Annotated in this window: 16 protein-coding genes; 4 read left to right on the top strand and 12 right to left on the bottom strand. The window is 41.0% G+C overall.

Going from position 1 to position 22,020, the window contains the following annotated elements:
• Window positions 1-304: 304 nt before the first annotated feature.
• Entirely contained in the window at window positions 305-3,586 is a 3,282-nt protein-coding gene (locus AC5590_RS17800; RefSeq protein ID WP_211178417.1) for a helicase-related protein, read from the bottom strand.
• 108 nt (window positions 3,587-3,694) lie between these two features.
• The gene (locus AC5590_RS17805; protein WP_248277218.1) at window positions 3,695-10,900 is read right to left on the bottom strand and encodes a sigma-70 family RNA polymerase sigma factor; all 7,206 of its coding nucleotides are present in this window, start codon (window positions 10,898-10,900) and stop codon (window positions 3,695-3,697) included.
• 287 nt (window positions 10,901-11,187) lie between these two features.
• On the opposite strand from AC5590_RS17805, the gene AC5590_RS17810 reads away from it, so the two are divergent.
• The gene (locus tag AC5590_RS17810) at window positions 11,188-11,457 is read left to right on the top strand and encodes a hypothetical protein (RefSeq protein ID WP_169264851.1); all 270 of its coding nucleotides are present in this window, start codon (window positions 11,188-11,190) and stop codon (window positions 11,455-11,457) included.
• Between the two features lie 369 nt (window positions 11,458-11,826).
• On the opposite strand, the gene AC5590_RS17815 is transcribed toward AC5590_RS17810, so the two are convergent.
• From AC5590_RS17815 to AC5590_RS17840, 6 genes are all read right to left on the bottom strand, one after another.
• Window positions 11,827-11,967, bottom strand: coding sequence for a hypothetical protein (locus AC5590_RS17815; protein ID WP_169264852.1), 141 nt, complete (start codon window positions 11,965-11,967; stop codon window positions 11,827-11,829).
• A 40-nt stretch (window positions 11,968-12,007) separates the two neighbouring features.
• A complete protein-coding gene (locus AC5590_RS17820; RefSeq protein ID WP_169264853.1) occupies window positions 12,008-12,367 on the bottom strand; it encodes a hypothetical protein in 360 nt (119 codons plus the stop codon).
• Between the two features lie 394 nt (window positions 12,368-12,761).
• Complete coding sequence (locus AC5590_RS17825; RefSeq protein ID WP_169264854.1) at window positions 12,762-12,962, bottom strand: hypothetical protein; 201 nt, start codon at window positions 12,960-12,962, stop codon at window positions 12,762-12,764.
• Window positions 12,963-13,065: 103 nt separating this feature from the next.
• On the bottom strand, window positions 13,066-13,368 hold the full coding sequence (locus AC5590_RS17830) for an RNA polymerase sigma factor (protein WP_169264855.1): 303 nt from the start codon (window positions 13,366-13,368) through the stop codon (window positions 13,066-13,068).
• Window positions 13,365-13,922: a hypothetical protein gene (locus AC5590_RS17835; protein ID WP_169264856.1), complete on the bottom strand. Its 558-nt coding sequence runs from the start codon at window positions 13,920-13,922 to the stop codon at window positions 13,365-13,367. Before AC5590_RS17835 ends, AC5590_RS17830 begins: the two co-directional genes overlap by 4 nt.
• Window positions 13,923-14,252: 330 nt before the next feature.
• Window positions 14,253-14,579, bottom strand: a complete 327-nt coding sequence (locus AC5590_RS17840) for a plasmid mobilization protein (RefSeq protein WP_169264857.1) — start codon at window positions 14,577-14,579, stop codon at window positions 14,253-14,255.
• A gap of 776 nt (window positions 14,580-15,355) precedes the next feature.
• Between AC5590_RS17840 and AC5590_RS17845 the strand changes: the two genes are divergently transcribed.
• On the top strand, window positions 15,356-15,895 hold the full coding sequence (locus tag AC5590_RS17845) for a hypothetical protein (protein WP_169264858.1): 540 nt from the start codon (window positions 15,356-15,358) through the stop codon (window positions 15,893-15,895).
• A 156-nt stretch (window positions 15,896-16,051) separates the two neighbouring features.
• On the opposite strand, the gene AC5590_RS17850 is transcribed toward AC5590_RS17845, so the two are convergent.
• Both AC5590_RS17850 and AC5590_RS17855 read right to left on the bottom strand, forming a co-directional pair.
• Window positions 16,052-16,354 carry a hypothetical protein gene (locus AC5590_RS17850; RefSeq protein WP_169264859.1) on the bottom strand — a complete coding sequence of 101 codons (303 nt, stop codon included), beginning with the start codon at window positions 16,352-16,354 and terminating at the stop codon, window positions 16,052-16,054.
• 289 nt (window positions 16,355-16,643) lie between these two features.
• On the bottom strand, window positions 16,644-17,615 hold the full coding sequence (locus AC5590_RS17855; protein WP_169264860.1) for a ParM/StbA family protein: 972 nt from the start codon (window positions 17,613-17,615) through the stop codon (window positions 16,644-16,646).
• Between the two features lie 154 nt (window positions 17,616-17,769).
• On the opposite strand from AC5590_RS17855, the gene AC5590_RS17860 reads away from it, so the two are divergent.
• Both AC5590_RS17860 and AC5590_RS17865 read left to right on the top strand, forming a co-directional pair.
• A complete protein-coding gene (locus AC5590_RS17860) occupies window positions 17,770-17,973 on the top strand; it encodes a hypothetical protein (RefSeq protein WP_169264861.1) in 204 nt (67 codons plus the stop codon).
• A gap of 115 nt (window positions 17,974-18,088) precedes the next feature.
• Window positions 18,089-19,339 carry a ParM/StbA family protein gene (locus AC5590_RS17865; protein ID WP_169264862.1) on the top strand — a complete coding sequence of 417 codons (1,251 nt, stop codon included), beginning with the start codon at window positions 18,089-18,091 and terminating at the stop codon, window positions 19,337-19,339.
• Window positions 19,340-19,426: 87 nt separating this feature from the next.
• Here the strand turns inward: AC5590_RS17865 and AC5590_RS17870 are convergent, their stop codons facing one another.
• Both AC5590_RS17870 and AC5590_RS17875 read right to left on the bottom strand, forming a co-directional pair.
• Complete coding sequence (locus tag AC5590_RS17870; RefSeq protein ID WP_169264863.1) at window positions 19,427-20,590, bottom strand: ParB/RepB/Spo0J family partition protein; 1,164 nt, start codon at window positions 20,588-20,590, stop codon at window positions 19,427-19,429.
• Window positions 20,591-21,397 (bottom strand): ParA family protein, encoded by an 807-nt coding sequence (locus AC5590_RS17875; RefSeq protein WP_169264864.1) that lies wholly within the window; start codon window positions 21,395-21,397, stop codon window positions 20,591-20,593. It lies immediately after the preceding gene.
• Between the last annotated feature and the right edge of the window lie 623 nt (window positions 21,398-22,020).

The following is a 22,020-nucleotide window of genomic DNA, read 5'->3' on the forward strand; positions in this document are numbered from 1 at the left end:
ATGCGATTGCAAGGGAAAGCAGAGGCTGCGCTCGCGTATCGCTGCTTCATTGTCTTTAGAACTTAAGCGAAACGTGAGTTCGACGAACTAAAAAACAGCAGGAGGCAGAGCAGGCAGGGCTTTTGGGTAAATGTCAAGAGAAGGTTTTTTCGGCATGAAGGTTAGAGCAGCAAACCCGCCATTAAATAAGCGAACCGTATTACGCCCAAGGTGATGCAATAGCCGTCACTGGAATTACCTGCGTTGCCTCCAGTTGTATAGTCCTCTTGCTACAATTTGGGGAAGTTAGAAGAAAATCCAAGCACTATCTTGGTTGAAACCACTGGTAACAAACAAACTGAATATCTTCTGAATGAATAATTTTCGACGAGTTTAATTCTTTCTCTTCTTCAATTTGGTAATAATGGTCTTGATCAACAAACACCTCGTCTAGTTCAGAAACCAAAGCATTTAAATCTTTATGTTTAACATATTTTTCCCAAATGACTTTCATATCACGTTCGTAGATACTCAGGTTAACTGTAGTAATAACCTTTGATACCCGTCGCTTAACTTCCTGGTATGCTGCATCTTCATGTGTTGGACTAAATTGAGTCAAAACTTGATAAATTTTCTGTAAAATCTTGCTTAGCTTAGGTTTGACTTGACTGCTAGTTTCCTGCTTTTTAAAGTTTGTCATCAAGTTACTTAAAGCCCCTTCTAAAATATCAAAGATAGAGTTATCAAACTTAACCGGAAGCAGTTTGTTTGGAGGAGGAAAATCCTCAGCTTTACACTTGATCCAGTTAAAAATTTTACGCTTATCCGTAACTAACTGATTTGGGTTAAGCGAAATCACACCATTAATACGAGGGTAAAATTGCCAAAAGTGCTTATCTTTAGCACGAAATGCCATAAATATGCCTCCATCTCTAGCTTCAGGAATATAGAAATGGCGGGTACTGTGAATCCCCAGTGGAATTTCTTCAGCTGCTTCCTCTCCTTCTTGTTTAAAAAATTCCAATAGGGGCAAACGCATTTCATCAAGAGACGCTAAATCAGCCGCTTGCTCAAGTTCCTCTAAAATTGCTTCTTTATCTGCATCGGTCACTGCTTTCTTAAGTCGGTATAATTCTTCTAATGATTTCTCTGAAATGATTTCTCCTAAAACGCTAGCGTCTAATCCTACTTCTTTATCAATCACGGCAAGTCGGGCTTGTAATCGTCGTACCAATCCGAGCAATGCCTCCAAACCTTCTTCTGGAAAGCAGTTATAAATAAATAATTTTTCGTAGCTAGTACCTAAACGGTCAATTCGACCAGCACGCTGAATCATTCGTACCGGGTTCCAATGTAGGTCATAGTTAACTAAAACACCAGCATCTTGTAAATTTTGTCCTTCAGATAAAACGTCAGTGCAAATCAGAATATTAATTTCCTGACCTTGAATCTTTTGCTGTTCTTCCTGGCTTTGGCTGTTAGCTTTAGGCGCAAAGCATTTAACTTTTTCCTCTCTTTGCTTGCTAGGAGTTTCACCAGTGATTTTGTCAATTATAGGTAAGTCTTCATCTATTGCTAGTGTCTTTAACCAGTCTTCATCTGACAGTAACTGATTGTACAAATAATCAGCAGTGTCTTTGAAATAGCTGAAAACCAAGACTTTCTGCCCCTTCAGATCGTAAGCTAACAAATGTTTGAATGCTGCTAGCTTGCAGTCGAAATCACGTCCTAGTTCTACATCTTTTTCAATTTTCTGAAGTGTGTTGATAATACTGTTGAGAATATTGATGTCTGATTTAATTTGCGAACTTAATTCCTCAATTTGGTAATCATTGGGGTCAATCTCATCTAAAGAGTTGATAAGTTCTTCGACGGAAATATTTTCCTCTTCATCTGTCTGTGCTGCTAGAATCTTGCGAAAATTTTTACTATCTAGCAGCTTACCTTGTTGTAAAAATGTAAAAAATCTTGATTGAAAATCCCTCTGATTGCAGATACTACTTTCAAAAGCAATCAGGGAACTTTCTAGCCGCTTCAGATACAGCGACTTTATTAGGCTAACAAGAGCGTCTTTGCGCTTGATATCATCTTCTTCTTGATTAGTTTTTCGCTTCTTAAACGCTTTGATGTTATAAGGAGCGAGATGCAATTCATCAATTTTATTTGCTATCCCAGCGTAAAGTCCCTGAAAACTAGCTTCAAAATTATAGGTAAACTGTTTTAATTCCCGTTTGGGAAAGCGAATCTTTTGACCAGCGATATAAATTTCTTCTCCAGCAAGCTGCCGCTTGATAACATCCTGGCGAGAGCGCCTTACCATTGATTGGAAAAGCAGTTCAGTAATCTCTACATCACCCTTGCTCAAAGCTTTAAAGTAAGTTTTTAGATTGGGAATGTCCCACTCTCGGTAGTATGTTTCAGTATTACGTGTTAGTAATAAAATTTGATGGTAAAGGTCATAAATGCTAGTATTTATTGGCGTTGCAGTTAATAGTAATACCTGCTTGTTTCGCTTACCACTGCCAATAAGCTTTTGTAAATTTCGGTATCGATTGGTTGCACTATTACGAAAGTTATGCGATTCATCGACGACGATGATGTCATATTTGTTGTAGCGGCGGTTATCGAAGGTTTTAAGGCTAATTTCCTCCTGGGAAACTACATCTGCTTTAACTCCGTACTCATCCAGCTTTTTGAGCCACACCAAATCCCGCAATTGGGCTGGACATATCACCAGCGCACGAGGTACATAACTAGGACGTCTGTCTTTGATAAGGTAGTGGTCAATCACTCGCAAGCCGATATAAGTTTTACCCAAACCTACAGCATCTGCCACCATACAACCCCGGTGACGCTCCAGCAACCTTACAGCACGCTCAAACCCTTCTTGTTGAAAACTAGCGAGTTCTAAGCTTGTGCGAACGCTCCCTTGTGCCAAAGTGTCTTCTTTAAAAAGTTCGTAAAGTGCTTTTAAAAAGACCTGATAGGGTGTATAAGCTTTACTGCCAAATTTAGAGGCATTCAGAGCATCAATTAGTTTGGCTTTGTACTCTTTATCAACACTTTTGTCATTCCAGAATTTCTCAAACCAATTTTGGCGAAGGTCTTGAGCAATTACTGATGTTTTATTCAAAACATTTAATTCTGTATTACCACTCAATCCAGCAGGAGTGAAGTTACTAGAACCAATGATACTGTAGTTGTCAAAAATGTAAGCTTTGGCGTGGAGAAATTGCACATTTTCAGTTATAGCACCATAAAGTCTGACATGGATATGGTGTTGTTGTAGATATGCAATTAAACGGTCAATTTGCTGTTTGTATTGCAACTTGAATTTCTCTGTTTCTAGTTGCTTTTGAATATCATAACGGAAGTAGTGGGTTAGGTCGATGCGATCGCCTTCTGCTGGTCGAATCGTGGGATCACGACCAATTAGCAGGCGTAGGTGAGTTAAAGTGTTGAAAGCTTGCTCTAGCCGTATCCATGCCTCAATCCGGAAAAACCCAGTCGCTATGTCTAAGTTTGTTTGCCTCTCATCCAGAACCAGCGAGCGCAAAACATCTTCTAATTTATGTTGATTATTGTCTACATAATCTGGGAGAGCCATAATTGACACACCTTTTACCAGGAAAATATGATTCACAAATATTTTGTTAGGTGAGTATTGCCCACCAGGATAAGTTTTACCCTTCCTTACCAAGAAAGGGATGCGGTCTTAATCTCTAGTAGCTTTCAGAATATGACCAATAGTTGGTTGAACACACCAATAGTCCTTACCCTCTTTTTTACCGACAGGATAGACAAAACTTAGTAGATCTGCCCATTTCAAAACTTTTTTTACAACATCTGGTTGGATATCATCTATTAAAGCTACTAATTCTTCAGTAGAAATGCTATCTTCAGAACTTTGACACCAATCAGCTAAATCTCGTAGTACTTTATGTTGCTCATAACACTCAATACCTAACTGTACTGTGATGAAGTCAAGTGCTTCTTGAGAGTTATTAAATGAATCCTTGAGTTCTTCTAAGTGAAGTTCCCAGTGATGTATGGCAGACTTGGAGTTTTGGTAGAAACGGTTTAGTAGTGTTGACCAATTCCCTGTAACTGCGGTAATTTTTTCTCGATTGTCTTTATCACTGGGAAAATTACAATCTTGTAACCATTGCCGTAAGGCTGTATCATGCCAAGGTTTTAAACTCAAAGTGGTCAGTCCATTCATTGAATGAAATTCTGTATTATTTTTGCTAATTAACTGCCACGCTTTTTGAGGATCAGCAATAAATACCACCCGTACAAAGGAATTTTTTGCCCTCAATCTTCCAACAGGTTCTATCGCCTCATTAATCCAGTGCTGATTCCAAGGACAAGAAGCAGACACAAAAATGATTGTTATACCATCTTTTTGGCGATTGCGAAGTCGCTCTTTTAAGCGTTGGAAAAAATCATCTTTTGATAAGATGTCCTCCCAATAATAGTAGAAAAATTCCTTTTTCTTACCTAGAACTGATTCCAGATAAAGCTTCAAGTTATCAAGTCCTGCTGCTAGAGTACCAAATATCATGGAGACTCCATTTTCAGGAAGCAGAATTTTTGATTCCTGCTGAGCTGTTAAGGGGCTGCGCTTGGAGTTATCCTTAGTACCGATGATGCAACGAAAAGTTGCAGGTTCATATTCTAGGGGAACTTCGCGGGGTTCTAAAAGTGCTGCTTCAATTTCTTCAGGAGTTCCCATTAGTAGTAGTACGTTGGGACTTCTTAAGGTGAAGCGACCCTTACTGGTCACACGTAAAACCCCTAATCCGACCATTTCTTCTAGCAGAACCTGAATTTCATCTGATGATAAACCTTGGAAACCTTCATACCACCATGTTAGCACTTCATTGCGAATCCAAGACACACCAAAGCCATCCACCATGCCATTTTCACTTTCTATGGAGCCATTGGCAATTGTGTAGGCAATCACTTCGTAGCGTCGATCTAATTGCAGCGTCCACATAAAGCGATCGCGGATAGCTTTACGTAAGTCTTGGTTATTGTAAGCGTCATCAACTTGCTGCGAAGTGATTATATAAGGAGGACTGTCTTTGGCATCAAAATTAGCGATATCAGGGTTAGTAACGTGCCTGAGCAATTGTTGACAATAAAGTTGTATTAGACTGGGATAATAATTAGTCTGTGAAAGAATACGTGTTACCAAATCAGGAGATTCAAAGCGATAGCCAATGCTAGCAAATGGACGTTCAATTAAGGCTCTCGCTTCCCGCATTTCACCATTATTTAGCAGCGGACCAATGCAAATCGGTTCTCCTAAATGAGCCAAAGGATGGTTCTCAAGTTTGGTAGTACGCTGTACGTTATGTAAACCAGCAAATACTACCTTGAAGCGGCGATTTGTTCTGTCCATTAATCCTTTCAAACGAGCTGAGCGGATAAAGTCTCCCTTTTCCTTGTCTGCTGTGGATTTTTTGCTATCAGCTTCCAGAAACTTATCGGCTTCATCTAGTAACAACAAAATTTGGCGATTTTCGTCTTGCTCAAGCCAAAGTTGGATTTGCTTGAACAGTTCATCAGGCTTTACACGGCTAGACGTTGTATCAGGAATGACGCCCAAACGTTTCAACTCAGCTGCCAGTATATTCCAAATTTCATCAATGTCTCTGTCATAACCAATTGCTTCGGCTTTGAGGTCGAGCCAAATTGCGATTTTTCCTTGCCTTGGTGAGTGAAAAGTACGCTCGACGAAGCGCAGCAAGACTGTTTTACCTAACTGTCGTCCGCCATAAATAAAGCAAGAACCTGTAGGAGTAATAATTGAGTCTCGCTCTCGTTGCCGCCCATAAAACATTTCTGGGGGAACAAATCCTGAAGTCGTTGTATACGGTTCTAGGAAAGTGAAGGGCAAGGTACACTCAAACAATATAGGTAAACGTGCGCCCCTTTCTCCGCACAGATAAAACATGACAGCATCGTCGATAAGTATGAAGGTGCGGCGGCGTTCCTGACATAAACGGGCGAGGTCTCGGCGTCTTTTTTCCGTCATTCGTCCAAAATGGAACACAAGTACTTTAGAGCCAACAGATGTATTCCCTACCGCATTGAGAATATCTTCCTCAGGTGGTCTATCCCATACACACAATATGCGGTAGCAGCCTTTAGCTTCTGAACCATAGGCTGGAACGGGACAACGCTTTTTGTCTTGAATTGCTTCAGTGGTAACCTCAACCCAGATAGAATTACCAACTTTTTTGATAATAATATTTGCAGTATTAAAACCCAGACCGCTAAGAATTTGACTAACATCTTTATCAGTGATTGCTTGCTTTCTTCCCTTGACTGCAAACCAAGTATCAAGCATTTGAGCTGCTTGTTTTGCCTGAGCGCCCGGTACTTGCCGCATCTGGAGTGGCTCAATACTGCTACTACCTGCATGAATTTTGTTAATTAACTCGCGTCGTCTGTTTGGATTCCGGTCAGCAGGCTCAAGTAGTTCTTCTATTGAAGAATAGTTATCCCTAAAGAAGTCTACAAAAGCATCTCTCCTATTTTCTGATTCGGGTATTTGTCGTGCCTGCTGCACCATATCTATATATTCATTGGCAGTCAGGACATCACCTTTATCTAATACACTGTTAATTCGTGCATAAGCGGGTTTGTCTTCCCCAATTTCCTGAATGAGTTTTTTTCTAGTCTCATCGATTTTTTCTTGTCGTTTGGTGTTAATTGCTTCACGTATAGCTTGCAGAGCTAAAAATTTTTCGGAAAAACGTAGAGTTGTTTTTCTAGCATTTTCTATGCTTTCAATCTGTGCTGCATAATCTAAACGCTCAGTTTCTCTCAACAAACCCAAACCAACATTCTCTTCTAGTTTTTTTCTGGTTTCCTTTACAGCTTTCTCTAATTCTTCTCGACAATTATGAATATCACGCTTTCTGTGCTGTTCTAGTTGAGCAATATCAATTGACATCTCTGGATAAGCTCGAAGATACTCTATAATTCGCTCAGTAGCCTCGTGGTCTTTACTATCGCTTTGCAGCTGAAAAGCTGTTACCCAATTACAATGATCTTGTTCAACTATATTAATAATTTCCTTCACAAGCAAGTTTGAGCTTTTGACTTGAGGTTGCCAATCAGAGTCCATTGGCAGTGAAGGGATTTTGAGCAATTCAGCATGAAGGAGATATTTTAACTCCGGCTCGATCTTTGGTAAAGTCCCGTTGGGTTCAAAAAGATTGCGAATGTCTTCTACTGCTTTTCTACAACAAGAAATTCCCGCCTTAATCAATACAGAAGAATTTCTCGTATCGAAATTATCTAGTTCTTGTAAAACGATTTTGTGAAGATTTGCAAGGTCTTGTTGCAATTGTTGAGCTTGAGTGTGAGCATAATTGTTGTTATTGCCCATGCGAGATTCTTGCAGTAAAATCCATTGACGTGCAAAGTTAACGGCTTCCCGAATGTGCTGACGAATCTGATTGAGAGCAATACCAGTGATGGTTTCACCGCTACTACGAATCAGACCTAGCTCGCGTTGCATACGTTTGACTTCTTCGTTAATCTGGGCTTCAGAAGACAATCGCTGCACATAATTTTTGACAACATCTAGCTGTCTCAAATTATTTTGCATGATAGGTAATAGCAGTGAATAAATAGGTTGATTGGGCTTAATCCACTCGTTCCACACTGCCTTGGCTGGTCCATAAATCATATTTAAACGCGGAGCTTGAGTCCACCAAGCCTCAACTGAGGAACGCAAAGCAGCTATCTCGGCTTCCCGCACCGTTTGATTCCTGACTGTCTTAATGGCTGCGGTATCCAAAGCTAAACCTTGGTTTTCATACTTAGCTATGGTTTGGCAATATTTATATAGTTGGTTAAGACCTTCTCCTAACCGCAGTAAGAGGAGAATTGCTGAAGCTTGAGTATTTGGTGCTAGCAATGCTGGACGCAGTGCGGCTGTGGCTAGAAGTAAACTAATTGCTTGGTTCCACTCACTGTCTCCATCAACAAAACAGTTATTGCTTATATTAATAAAATCACTCCTAAGAATGGTTGCAATCTCTCCTAATCCTACGTCATAGCGCACATGGCAACCTAAAATGACTCCCCGAATTATTTCTGCCGGTAAATGTGATTGGAAATCAGGGTATAACTCTATCAAGCAACATGCTAAATGATATGCAAGACTAAGTTTCTTTTCTCCAAGCAGTTGCCAAATTTGGTTACGAAGGGCTAACGGATCTTGTTCATTAATATTATCGCTGATGGGGATAGTATTTTTTTGTATTGTATCCTCTGCCGTTAACTCGTATTGAAGCTGTACCTCTTCCTCCCTTAATTCCTCCTCAAAAGCATTCTGAGAAACTTCGAGTTTGGGCAAGGGCGGAGTTACAATTTCTTTGTTAGCTGTTGTTTGAGAAGGTGTGGTTAATGTTGTAGCTGGTTGAGGATCTACTATAAGTTCATTGCTAGCTAGTGTAATACCTGACTCTAGCTGTGCTGCATTTGATTTTCTTGTAGTTTGTTGCTTTGGTGGAGCCACTATTTTTAGTTTAGGAGGCTCAAAATTGGAGATTGCCTCATCTTCTTTAATACTTGAAGTAATACTTGAAGCTGAGGGTAAATCTTGTATGAGTTCTTCTCGAACTATAAGTCCTCCTGTCAACGCTGCTAAAGCTAAAGGCATACCCAACGATTGGGTAACAGCTGTCTGTAATTCTGCTAAATGTTGGTAGTCAGCAGACTCGCGAACTGATATCAGTGCCAACAATTTCGAGAATACATGATTGCTATCAGCTAAGCTTTGAGTATCAGGATGTTCAGACCCCTGTGATTCTAAAAGGGCTTGGTAGAGTTCACGGGCTTTTATCTGACATTCCTGTAAAGGTTGAAAATCGCTTTCTACTCGATGGGCTATAGCCAAAATACGCTGTAAAACTGTCAAAGCAGAAATACGTACTTCTTCGCCTTTTGCTTTTTTCTTCTCCACCTCTACAACAGATTGCAACAAACATTCAAGGTCACGGCAGGAAACAATTTCATCAAGCTTAGGAATGGGCGATACTTCAGAGGAGGAAGCTAATTCCAGCACGATGTTACACAACTCGGCAAAATTTTTTCGGCATTCCTCTATCTCTAAAATTAACTCTTCGCCTAGAGGTATACCAGGGTCTTGTAACTCTCTAGTCGCCTTTATTAATAGATCACCAAGTTTAGAAAATCTATTTTGTAGAGAAGTAAGTTGTGCTAGTAGATTTGCTGAATTGTCTTCCATGATTTTCATCGTTCGACTCAAATGAATTCCTTTCATATTGGTGACGCTGTGAAGAGTTTCTTGACCAGAAGTATAATTATTATTGTTTTCTTCTAAATTGACTTTATTAGTTGAAGCTTTGGGGGAGATAAAGGTCTCTTCTTTAGAAAAATGAGTAACCCTTGGAAGAATATATTGCTGATGTTTAATTATTTGAGGCTTCCATAAACGTAATTTATTTAATCCTTTCTCCTCAATTTGACGAATTCGCTCGCGTGTTAAATTATAGCAATCACCAATTTTTTGTAAAGATTTCCCGCTTTGATTGTCAAAGCCATATCTCATTTTTAAAATATCTCGGGTGCGAGCGTCGAGGATATTCAAGAGATTTTCTATTTCTTCGTGCAACAGAGTTTTATGTAGCTGTTCTTCCGGTGTATCGCCATCAAATTCAATCCAGTCTCCTAATGTAGTGTCTTCTTCCTCGCCAATCCGAGTATCTAAGGAAATTAAGGGAAGAGCCAATTTAACTATAGAACGCAGCTTTTCAGTTGTCATTTCCAAGCTAGTGGCGATTTCTTCTTGCTTGGGAATACGACCCATTTCTTGAGAAAGCAGCTTGGTTATTTTCTTAACCTGATAGATTTTTTCCCAAAGGTGAACGGGTAGGCGAATTGTACGGGATTGGTCATCAAGCCCTCGTTTTATCCCCTGCCTAATCCACCAAGTTGCGTAAGTGGAAAACCTATTACCTTTTGTATAATCAAATTTTTTAACCGCTCTGATTAATCCTAAATTTCCTTCTTGAATTAAATCTAAAAAATCAACGCCTAGATTGGTATATCTCTTAGCAATTGAAACGACTAACCGCAGGTTTGCTTCTATCAGCTTGTTTTTAGCAGATCGACCATTAGCTATTTGTTCACGCAGTGCTAATGAAGATATACCAACTGCTGACGCTAGCTCTTCATTTTGAGGATTTCGTTGAAGTTGCTTTTGTAAGCGTTTTCTAATTTTTTCTAACTCTTCTGACTGTGCTACTTGACGAGCAAGAACAATCTCTTCTGATGCTTTTAATAGTTTAATTCGCCCAATTTCTTGCAAATACAAGCGAACTGAATCTGGGAATTCGTACCGTTGCTGGAGTTGTTTAAACCTAAGTGCTTCGTGCTGGATACGGTGAAGTGTTTGGGGGTTAAGCTTCAAAGCAGCGATTTTTTCTAATCGATTCAGGTCATGATAACTAGGGTCAGCAGTGTTAATCAAACACTTGTGAATGCTGAATGTTAAATTCATCTGAGCGTCAAAGCTTTGGTGAGGACTGATAAGCATTAGCTGCCTGTAGTCCTTTGTACTTAACAAGAAAAAATTAGAAGAGCGCTGACAGAGACTGTTAGCGATCGCCTGCATTCGATAAGTAACAGCACCAAGCGAAGACCATTCATTAGGTTTCAGTTGAAATAGCAAAACCTGTAATTCTGCATCCCCCTGGTTTGCAATTAAGTAAACCTGGTTAACTGCTTGAGCGCTTCGCTCTGGAAGTTCCAAGATGCTAACGTCCAAAAGCTGGCAAGTGGTGTTATAACCAAGCTTTTGAAATAATGTTGCGACTTGTTTTGGACTATTAGCGTTTCGTACATCATCTAAGTGCAGTAACCGTTGAGGCATCTCATCATAGAAGAAATAATTTCAGTTAGTTGTCAAAAGAAAAATGGGCGTTGCTGAATCATGGGATGATCTCGCCCAATTTGGAACGAATTTTCAAGGGTTTCAACCGCCAATTCATCCCGCATTTATGCAACGCCGAAAAATGCTTAATATCTCCTTGCCCATGCTTTGCAAGTTTCCCTAGCACCGCCGAAATCAACTTCATTAGCTAAAGCAAGGACTAAGTGCGTCAGTTATCCGATGGTTATCCAAAAGACAAGTGATGTTTATTTAGTAGGAAACTGTTTTTGTATAAATCTAATCAAAAACAAGAGTTGGCGTATAAGGCTAATCTACCTCTAGCTACTTCATTACTAAAAGAAGGGTTTTTAATTGCCATCAGCCTTTTGAACCCTAAAATACGTGAGATGGCTGAAAGTATTTTAAGTCATTTTATACATATTATTATATTTATACGGGATTTGCCAAGAGTAATATTACTTAGAAAAATTGAAGAAGAGTCCAGAAGTCAGAATGGACTGCGTCCCGCTCCGCTAACAGGAATCAGAATCAATTAGTTGACGGTAGGATCCGCCACTAATTGTAGACCGCTAAATTTTCAATTTAGCGGGGGTCTTAAACCCACTTATTCATTTACCAGTCGCACGATTGTCTTCATTCTGACCAGAGGCGGAGCTTTCCTTGCTCCGCTCCTGGCGACTGACACCTTCATTCTATTTAGATAAAGAATCCGAAATTCTATTTGTTACTAATTTTTTATTTAAATTCAGTAAAGCTTTTTATGCTCAGCTACTTTGACAAAAGCTAGAACACTGATTTAGTAATTATGATTGACCAGCAAATTGCTCAGTAGTTTTAGTAAAAATTTTTGCAAGGACATGAACGTTGCAGAAGTTCAGGATAATATTTCGTCATGCTGAATAAAATTATGTCTCAAGGATGCGATCGCCCCCCGTAACTACTCCTCTAATCACTCTGCCACCGCCACCAAATCTATCATCGCCCGATTTAGCCTTCAGCCATAGTTCAAGACCGGTGAATACTATACAGCCTATGGTTGCATACAAGCTAACACACTGCTAACAACCATTAAGGTTTTTGCTACAATTACTGGGAAATCGTTCTGCGCTTGAATGGATCGGTATTAACTTCCCGTAACTGCTGCACCTCAACTTCAAAAATACGTAACTGCGATTCACTATCCCCATCAACGCTTGTCATGTCGATAAGTTCCAAAAAACTTTCGGCACTCATCTGTGGGTTTTGAGCGCAATCCCATAAAGTACCCACATTAAAAGTCTGATCCCGCCAATTTCTTGGATAGGCAATGCGGAGGTAGTTTTCCCATTGATGCGGGTGGTCAAGCATATGTTGGGCGATTTCTAACTTTGATTTGGCTTCCACAACCCGAAAATCGTTCTCGTACATCCCTTCATCAATCAATGAAGTCACCAGAAACAGGGACATGACGCTCGACCTCATTTTACAACTTCCTATTTACTATAGCGGTTCTCATTTGAATCACATACACCACTACGAATAATGTAGAGACGTTACATGTAACGTCTCTACAGTTGTGTATTGTACGCAACCGAGAAGCGCTATAGTTTGACACTTTCAAATACGGCAATTACTAAAGCTCGACACCCGGATTTCTCACCACGATTCTCAAAGCCTTTAAAATTCTGCACTACGGCAGTTAAAACTGCCGAGTCGTATTTCATCCCCGCTGTCGAATTGACGGGGCTTCCATGCTTCTGCGTGAACTGCCGCGATCCAAAAGCCTATTAATCTGCAAAATCCTTCCTCATCTTGACAAACTTAATGGAAGGAATTTGCAGTAAGTGTTTTATATCTGATGTTACTTTAAAGCAGTCAGGTCTTGTTGCTCTAATGCGACATTGAAAATTATTGTAAAACTCACGCTGGGGATGAGTCGGCGTAAAACTTGTAGATGAGCTTCTGCATCACTGCGACGACGAAATCGAGCTACAATCTGGTTCTGCATATTAGGTAGAAGCCGCATTACACACCAAGGACTGAGCTTTTCGGAGTAGGTCATAAAATTCTCCTGGTAATATCTGTAATTTCTAAGACAAAAGCCAGCCTACTGTGATGGTGGCTGGCAAAAAATATCAAAATGATATTGAAATTTGGTTCAATTTCTACTCACTTTTGTCTGGAAAGCAAAGCTTGTGCAACAGTTCTTCGGGGATATCCTCAAAGTGTTCGAGTAAAAAGTTCATCAGGGCAAGGTGGCGTAAATCGGTAGGCATTGGGCGGCGGTAGTTCTTGCCTCTAGCAAACCAGCGCCGAACGGTGGAAAGGGAACGAGAGCAAATCTGAGCAATTTCTTCGTAGTTCACCTGCCACTTGGAGTAAAACTGCTTGGGTGTCATTCCCAATTGACAGTAACTGTAGAGTTGAATCAAATCTTGCTCTCGCTGCTTGAGTTGATGAGGATTCATAAGTTTGTTTCCTCGCTGGTTGGTTCTAAATCCTCTTCCCAAGCAATATCGGTAGATGTCCAAGCGGTGCTGGGGCTGTCTTGACTCAACCAAATCAGGTAGCACCACGCCCAGCAGCAATGATGAGGAGCATAACTATAGAATCGACCAATGACAATACCCCAATCAGTATCGCTTTCAGTAGAGAGCCAACGCAAGCGATCGCCATATAAAAATCTGGGTGTTTTCGCTATGTCGGGAAAGTTGACTGGAAGCGATACAGATGCGTCTGGGTATTTCAGGTTAATCAAACCTGGGGCTATATCTTGGTGACTATGCCGGATGAGATTGAGATAATTGGCAATCAACTTACCATTAATGCTGTGAGTTAACTGAGAAATTAGAATTGCAGCGAGAGTTTCTAGTTCTTGCTGCTGGGGTTGTATCCAAGCGCTATCAAAGTCAGCATCAGAGTAGGTGTTGAGCTTTGCCAGTAATTCTGTAATGCCGAAGTCATCTAAAGCTTGTTGATAAGCTCTATGTTCATCTGTTTTGTAGCCAACAGGCTTTAACATGGAAAATGTCTCCTGTGATATAGGAACCAAAAGCCAGTGCGTCAGCCCTGAGAAAGTTGTGCGCTGGATGTACAGAGAGTCCTACAGAGTTTGTCAAATTTGACAACTTCTGCAAATTAACAAGTCTTTTATGCCAAAGGTCAATTGTAAGAGGTTAAGGTTATGGTAATTTTGTTAATAAAAAAAATACCCAACCTAAGCCTTTCGGGTACCTACACGTGAACAATAAGCGTGTTGGTGTACTAGGCTATTGGGCGATTTGTCTGGAATATTAAAGATGCAATCGTCGTCGCTTGCCTTACATCCCCACGCTCATTGACAGATGGGGAATTATGGCGTCAGGTTAAATGCAGCTGCGATAGTCTTATCAAGAAGTGCGATCGCAATTTCAACTTGGTTGATAATTTGCTGGTTGTTTGTCTCAAGAGCAAGGTGAGATAACATCATTAGTTCGCTTTTGAGGGTTCCTGCTGTAGCGCGTATGGTTATGATATCTGCGGGTGGTTTGGCTGCTAGTACCCGTCTCAACCCACATGAACGTAAGTATTCAGATGCAGTTACTCCTGTAGCGTCAGCTTTCTCCTTGATGACAGTTTTCTCGTCATCAAAGACATACACCTTGATTAATTTGGTTCGTTTAGTAGGCGTACTTACCATACCTTGTTCAATGATAGGACTGAGAAAGAGACGCTTTTCTGTACTGCGTCAGGGGAACTTGCGGGACAATGAGAAATCCGACTTGACTCGCGCTCCTGCCTAGCTGATAATATTGCCGTTATCCTTGGTATAACCAACACTATAGCTGTATGCAAACAGTGAGAGTACTGCAACTGCTGCAATATAGCTAATACAAGCAAGTCGGAGTCGATACATTATCGTCAATTAATTGTGATTATTGAGAAAAATTAAGGTTAAAGTAGGCCTGTTTGCCATACCTTGTTTACTAGTATGACTGCACTAAACGCAAGGGTAGGTCGTAGGGGAGTGTGCGGTGAGTACGGGGGGAGTAGGGGGAAAGTACGCGGTGAGTACGGCGGGAGGTGCGGGTGTGTGATGCAGGTATGATTTGAATTGAAAGATAGTATCTAATTAATAATTTAACTAACAAATAGAGATTTTTCCCTACTTAATTGGTGAGTACTCGGTAAGTTGCGGGAGAGTACTGAGGGAGTAACCAGGGGCGTACAGATATAGTAATTTTTGTACATTACTTTACTAATAATCTTTACTAAGTCTGTCCAGTAAGTGGGCTTGATGTTACTAGAAAAGACATTATGTAGTATAAAGAGAGACTAATTGTAATTTGAATTAATTAGATTAAAGGTTGAGATTGAAGGGATTTACGATATGGGGTTGTTAAATGGATGATGGGGGAAGTTTTTATTACTTAACTCAAATGTTGGTGTTGATTGAAGTGATTGTGAGGGGGAATTATGCCGAGTAAGGTGCAATCAGATTATGTGGAGTTGTCAGTGGCAAGAAAGAAGGGTTCGATTGACGCGAGATTGTTGCAATACCTCAAGGCGAGTAAGAAGGGAGGGGGGGAGATGGTGATGGAGGCAATAATTCCTCGCTATTTGCCCTATATGCTCTACTCGCAGGGTGTGCGGGGGGAGGAATTACATTCCTGCGTATTGGATGCGATCGCGGATTTAGAAGCCCAGATAGTTAAGCTAAAACGGGCATTTGGAATGGAGGGACTTGCGACTGTTGTGCTAGTTCAGCCTTATAATGGAGTTCCTTCAATGAGTGCAGCGATCTCTCCTGCTAACTTGGTTCCTCCAAAAGCATCTTTTTTTGGTTCAAGTGAACCAGATTCTGTTGAATCACCAGTAGCAAATGATGTGTCAGTGTCAGCAGAACTGGAGGAAGGGGAAGATTCAGACGATGATGACGGTTTTTTTGATGATGACGAGGATGACCCAATTGCCAAGGCAGAGATAGAAGTTGATGCGGGGTTTCGTTTAGAATAGCATCTGGTGAAAACTAACCTCAAACTCCTATGCTGTCTGGGTTAATATTTAATTTCCCAAGAGGTCTAATGAAAAAACTTCGTCTAAATCTTCCCTATTGCTGTAACATTAGTATTTAAAGCTTCATCCCGAAATAGTTTGGTGACCTATAGTCATTCACAATTCCCAATCCAGCGTAAAAGTTTCCTCACCATCTTCTGATTCAACTTGGGGGTCATCTGGGGTATGAATTAACTCATCCACAGTAGGTTGGTTTTGTTTAATGGGGGTTGTTTGGGGGTTAACTACAGCAGACTGTACTGGTAACACACCCTGCTTAAACGCAAAGTAGCAATCAACAATAAAGTAAAGCGTCTCAAGGTAACTTTTACCTAATCGTTGCGATTCTGCAAAGATCCGCTCGCGGTAGCTGTCTTTGATTCGGACTTTTTCTGGGGTTTTGTCTTGCTGAGAAACCATTTTAAGTCGGTCGGTACAAATAAAGTTAACTAGTTCGGACTGTCAAAACTCATTAGTCATTGGTGTTATTTCCATCAACTACTTACCTCGCATTTCTTACGCTTCGTTGCGATACTCCCCCTGGAGTTACTGCGTGAACGCTATTACCAAAACCTTTATCCAGCGAGCGATTTTGAGTGTTTTATAATAAGTGCGAATCATGACAGTATGTTAATCAGGTATTTTATCTCAAGTCTAAATGGCATAAGCATTTTGGACTTGTTGTTGAAATCTTTGCGAGAAATCTGGGTTACACACCAACATTCGCTCCGCTACTAGAGGAAGAGCTGACAATGGTTTTAGCCATTTGTAAAAGCCCACAAGAATTAGCCTCCACCGGGTTATCTAGAATTTCAAACCCGTTCTGCACGAGCAGTTTTTTAAAACCAGGAAGCAAGCAACCGCCACCAATAGCCCAAATTTCATCCCCTTGGTGTTTGGCGTCAAGGGCGAGATTGACTGGTTTTTTCAAATAGCTTTCATACCACTCTTTAAGACAAGTGGTGTAAACATCTTTAATATCAATATCACGGCTGTACTTGGTATGTCCCATTTCTAGACAAAAGCGAATTTTCGATAAGTCCCCAAGCTTTCCACCATTGAGATATTTCATCTTCTTAGCAATCTCAGCTATAAGAACTTCCACACCAGCAGCGTATGGAGTATGGACTTCTCTTTTACCTTGGTTGTAACGAGAATAAAGTGTTGTACCATTCCCAAAATCTACGACAGTTAACTTTTTGGGGAGCTTTCGACTGAACAGAGCACCCATACCTTCAGGTACAACTTTGAGAACCTCTACCCTGACATCAGAGAGTTTACCAGCGAGTATTGGTTGATATTCACCATTGAGCACTCTTAGCAAGTCATCAGTTAAAGCCACATCATGCAAACTGACAACTAGCTTTAAGTGCCAAACTTTACGATGTGGCAAATGAGCTAATGCACCTAATAAAGTGATGAGGGCGTTGTTAACTTTGTTAATATTGCTATCTGTATTCCGTTCAAAGTAATACCCAGTGCGGAAAGCCGACTCACCAACAGTATAGGCATTACCGTTAAAAACCACCCTCCCAGGTACATCTTCCATGTCTTCTCTTGAGATGTAACTTGGAATTCTAATCACATCAAAACCATCGACTAACAGTTTTACGCTACCATAGCCATTATCAAAACCTGCACAAAAAATCTTTTGATTCGCGTGAATGTTTTTCTCTGTCATAGGGGTCAAATGGGGCACAAAGTCTCAAAGACTATAATATACCCTAAGAAGCACCTATGTATACCCTGTGTAGGAGTTAATTTTTTATAAAAAGTCGTAGGCTACGCATAGCCCCCACTTGTACCCCAATACGGTTCAGATAAGAAGTTGACGAGTGAAGGTAAGTAGAGGAGGCGCTTGGGTTGCAGGGGAGGAAAAAGAATTAATGTCCATTAACTCTTCTCCCCCTGCCCCTCTTCTCCCCTTGCTCAAGAACAGCTTGCCTCAACAGATAACTTTCCTAACCCAAGCGTATTGCCCCATAACCAATTCAACTATCGTTGGTGCTGTTAAAGAATATCATGATTTGCGATTGTAAAATTTTTTCTAAAACAGCGTAATGTTGGTGTAAAGAAGGCTTTTGCCTCTACCAACATAATACTGGCAACGGTTAAATTGTAAGCAATAGTATAAATTAATTTAAACCTTCATGTATGTCCAAGACTAAGGGGAAACCAGATTTAAAAAAGATAGTCATCACGATAGACATGGGTGGAAGTAAAACCAAGGCTATCGTGCAGGAGTATCCTGAAGGGAATCCTGTAGTCTTACTTTTAGACTCAGAAGTAGCGGATGTCGCTAAGGCTTCGATTGAAAGTGTTGAAGCACAAGGTAACCCCGATTCTCGTGCTTGGGTAGGAATAGGCGGTGAGTATTACGCTTTAGGAGAACTTGCCCGACGTCGGTTTGGGGGTATATCGCAACTAAGAGAACTTAAATACTCGCTAGCGGTTCCCAAGATATGCGGTACGATCTGGCTAGCATTGGAGAAGTTGAACCTTAATAACGATGTTGCAGTTTACTTGAGTATCCTGCTGCCGCCGGGAGAGGTGCAAGACTCCGAACAACTACAAACCAGCTTGAAGGATGCATTTCGGGGGTTTGATACACCAGCAGGTAAGATGCGAGTGAAAATGCTTCGTTGTGGTGTAGCTTCTGAGGGTAGTGGAGTATTTTTCCACCATAGGAGGGTGCTTGGCGAGAATATGCCAGCCCAGATGTACGTGATGCTTGGTTACCGCAACGCGAGTATTTTCATTGTTCGAGGTGGTGTGCCGAGTGCGGGAATAACTAATAATTTTGGGATGTCTTGGCTGGTAGATAATTTCATTTCTAAGGCATCAGGGCTTAGTCCTGACAATCTCAATATTGTCGAGATATTGGTGGAAGCTGGGGTTAGTTGTGATTCCCTGGTGCTTCAAAAACTTTCGCGTAAGCGTAAACGCGAGGAGACTCAAGTCGATGGTGAGTTGATGTCCAAAGCTTTATTGCTTGCTAGAGATGAGTATTGGCGCGCGCTTGTCAGATGGCTGCGCTCAAAGATGGATGAAGATATCGAGGAGGTAGTATTCTGCGGTGGGACTGCGGACTACATTCGTCCAGAGATAGAGGCTTACTTCCAAAAAGAGGGCAGTAAGGTATCTTGGCACGGGGATATTTTCATTCCAGATGAGATATCTTCTGGTATGGGTAATCGGATGGCGGATGTTTATGCGCTGCACCAGCATATGATTATTCAGTTTGATCAGCTGACTGGTTATGCACGTTCTGAAGTTGTGCCGCTAACTAAATCTGCTGTTCTCACCTCAACTAAGAGCACAAGTACAGACGACCCTTTTGCCAAATTTGATTTTACGCCTGTTCCTCGTCCTAAGACTTTTATCACTGTAAATGAGAATGTTTAGTTAATTTTTATTCGAGAAAAACAACCAGCATTAGGACTTGGTGCTGGTTTGGTTTTTTGTATTATTTTGTCATTTGAAACTAGCTGTTCAATTAGTCGTATCTTCCAGCTTTTCCTGAATTTCTTTAGCCTTAGCTTCTAATGCAGCAAGTAAGTCTTTCAGTTGCGACGGGGGGACATCATCAACCTTAGTTGTACAGACAGATCGAATCAGAGAATTGATTTGGCGATTTGGCTTAATTTTTTTTCCTGGAGTACGTTCAGCAATAATTTTGGTAACTAGAGAACGAGTTTGAGCCACAGTTAGCCTTGATTGCAAAACTTGCAATGTCGCATCTTGTCGGATTTTCTCAGCCTGAGTATCCTCGATTCCTAAATTTTTGGAATTGAGTTGTTGAAGCGAGCGAGCATGGTTAGCACCAAGTCCTGATTCTCGAATCGCAGTCTTTAAATCTTGCGTCAGTCGCAAGCAGGGGAAGACGTTTGCATCTACAGACGCTGGATTTTGTTGAAAACGTAGCAATAGTAGAAAAACATTACGCTCAGTCTCGTCTAACTCAAATTCTTTGATGCCCTTTAACTGCTCAACTCTTGTTACACTGACTAGTTCAGTTAATTTCGGCAAGAGTTTTTTTACATTTAATCTGGCAATCACTCTCCTAACTGCCTTGACAACCTCTTCCTGTTCAATTTCAAAAGCTAATTTAGCTTGTTGGATTAAACCCTCAGCTAAATCTAGTTCATTCAAACCTTCTCGATGAAGACTAGTTAATAGTGTCAGTGCGTGTAATTCCGACTCTGAGAGTTCCTTCGGCAGCATAACTGCATCCAGCGTTTCAATTTCTGGCTGCAAATACTCTGCAACTGCTCTCCATCTCCGTTCTCCATCGAAGATGAGATTTCCTGGTAGCAAGATGATCGGCTCTTGTTGCCCCTCTTCTTTAATTGAAACAGCTATGCTGTGAATGCTATCCGGTGTGAATGTTTGCCTTGCCTGCTTGGGATTAGGTCTAACTTGACTATAGTGGATTTGAAAAACACCAGATGCTTTGAGCTGTTCTCGTAGTTCTTCAATAGTTTGATTGAGACGAGTCCGTTCTTGTTCGGCAAGCTTTCCATTTACCTGTTCATCTTTCAACCGAGTAATTTCTGCTTGCAACTCTTCTATCCGTTCTTCAAGCTCAAATACCTGTTGCGAACCGGCTGCAGAAGCAAACATTCCCAGCACACTCGGTTTGTTTGACTTTGACATCTATTGACCTCTCATTACCTTAAGTTCTTGAATTAGTGCATCAACGATAGGTAGAAAGTCTGCTCTTGCTTCTCTGCCTGGTCTGTAAATTCCTAAAGGTAAGCCCCTACCAGAAGCATTCAGAATGTCCGCTGACTCGCGAATTGGACTAAAGTATTGAATTCCTAGATTTTGACAGACTACTGGAAGTTCCTCAACAATACTTCTATGTGCTCCCCAGTCACTTTTCCAACGAGTGGGAACTATTCCTATGATTTTTGGAGTTGGTTTCAATCTCAGGCGCTTGCAGTTGTCATAGTACCATTCAATCATTGCAGCAGCGCTCTGGGAAGCTTTGTATTCAGGTTGAATCGGAATTAATACATGAGTAGAAGCTGCAAGAGCGGTTAATGGTAAAGGCTCCAAGGTTGCAGGACAGTCGATAATCACAAAATCTTGAGGTAAGGGGTAATCACTCAGCCGATCTGCAAGGATATAAGCTCCGCGCAGATCCTTTGATATCAGACGTATTGTCTCGTGCAATTCTTTTCCGCCCTTACAAACCTGAATTTTGTCAGTTTTTCCCTGCCAAGCTGTAACTAGAGGCCAATTCCCTTTGAACTCTGGCTCATACACGTCAGCCATTGTTCCTGGTGCTTCCACTTCTCTTAATCCACAAAACAAAGTCAGTGATTCGTTTGGGTCGATGTCTAATAACGCAACTGAATAGCCGCGAACACTTAATTCATAGGCAAGATTGTACGAAACAGTACTTTTAGCTACCCCCCCAGCATTTGTCTCAATTGAAAGAATTAAATTGACTGACATGGTGTTTTTCTTTGTTGACTAACGACATTTCACGCATTGTCCCCCAAAATCGGGGCAGGCTTATTACTCCGAATACGCGAGGAGACAACACAGACCAACAAACAGAAGCTTGTCCAATTTTTTTACGTGTAAGACCCCGTGACATTTTCAATCCTGAGATAACGTTATATCAGTTTTGTTTTGGTAATTTTGAGATAATGTTATATCAGTTTTCACTTGTTGTGTTGCAAAAACTTGTGGTTGTTTGCTCAAAGTAGTATCTGTGCCAAACCAAATACTTGAGGTCACTGACCAGCCCCTATGGCGCTCCGCCACGCTCCGAAGGACGGGGTGGGAGAACTTAACAGAGAACAGGGAACAGTGAAAGAACCGCGACCCAATATTGGGTACTTGCACCATTATTTATTTATGAATAACAAAAAAGGATTCATGCCTAGATGTAAGGCACGAGGCATGAGGCGTCCTTGTCTAAATCCCCTTGATTTATCTGTGGGGATTTCCCAGATGAGCTGTTCCCCATTCCCTGTTTCCTCTTAAACCTCATTCATGAATCCAAAGCACCTATTGAAATGGCGCGGAGTCGGAGACTTCCGTTGCCATTGGTCATATTGTCAGCAATTCTA

The sequence above is a fragment of the Brasilonema octagenarum UFV-OR1 genome (assembly GCF_963888615.1).
GTDB lineage: Bacteria > Cyanobacteriota > Cyanobacteriia > Cyanobacteriales > Nostocaceae > Brasilonema > Brasilonema sennae.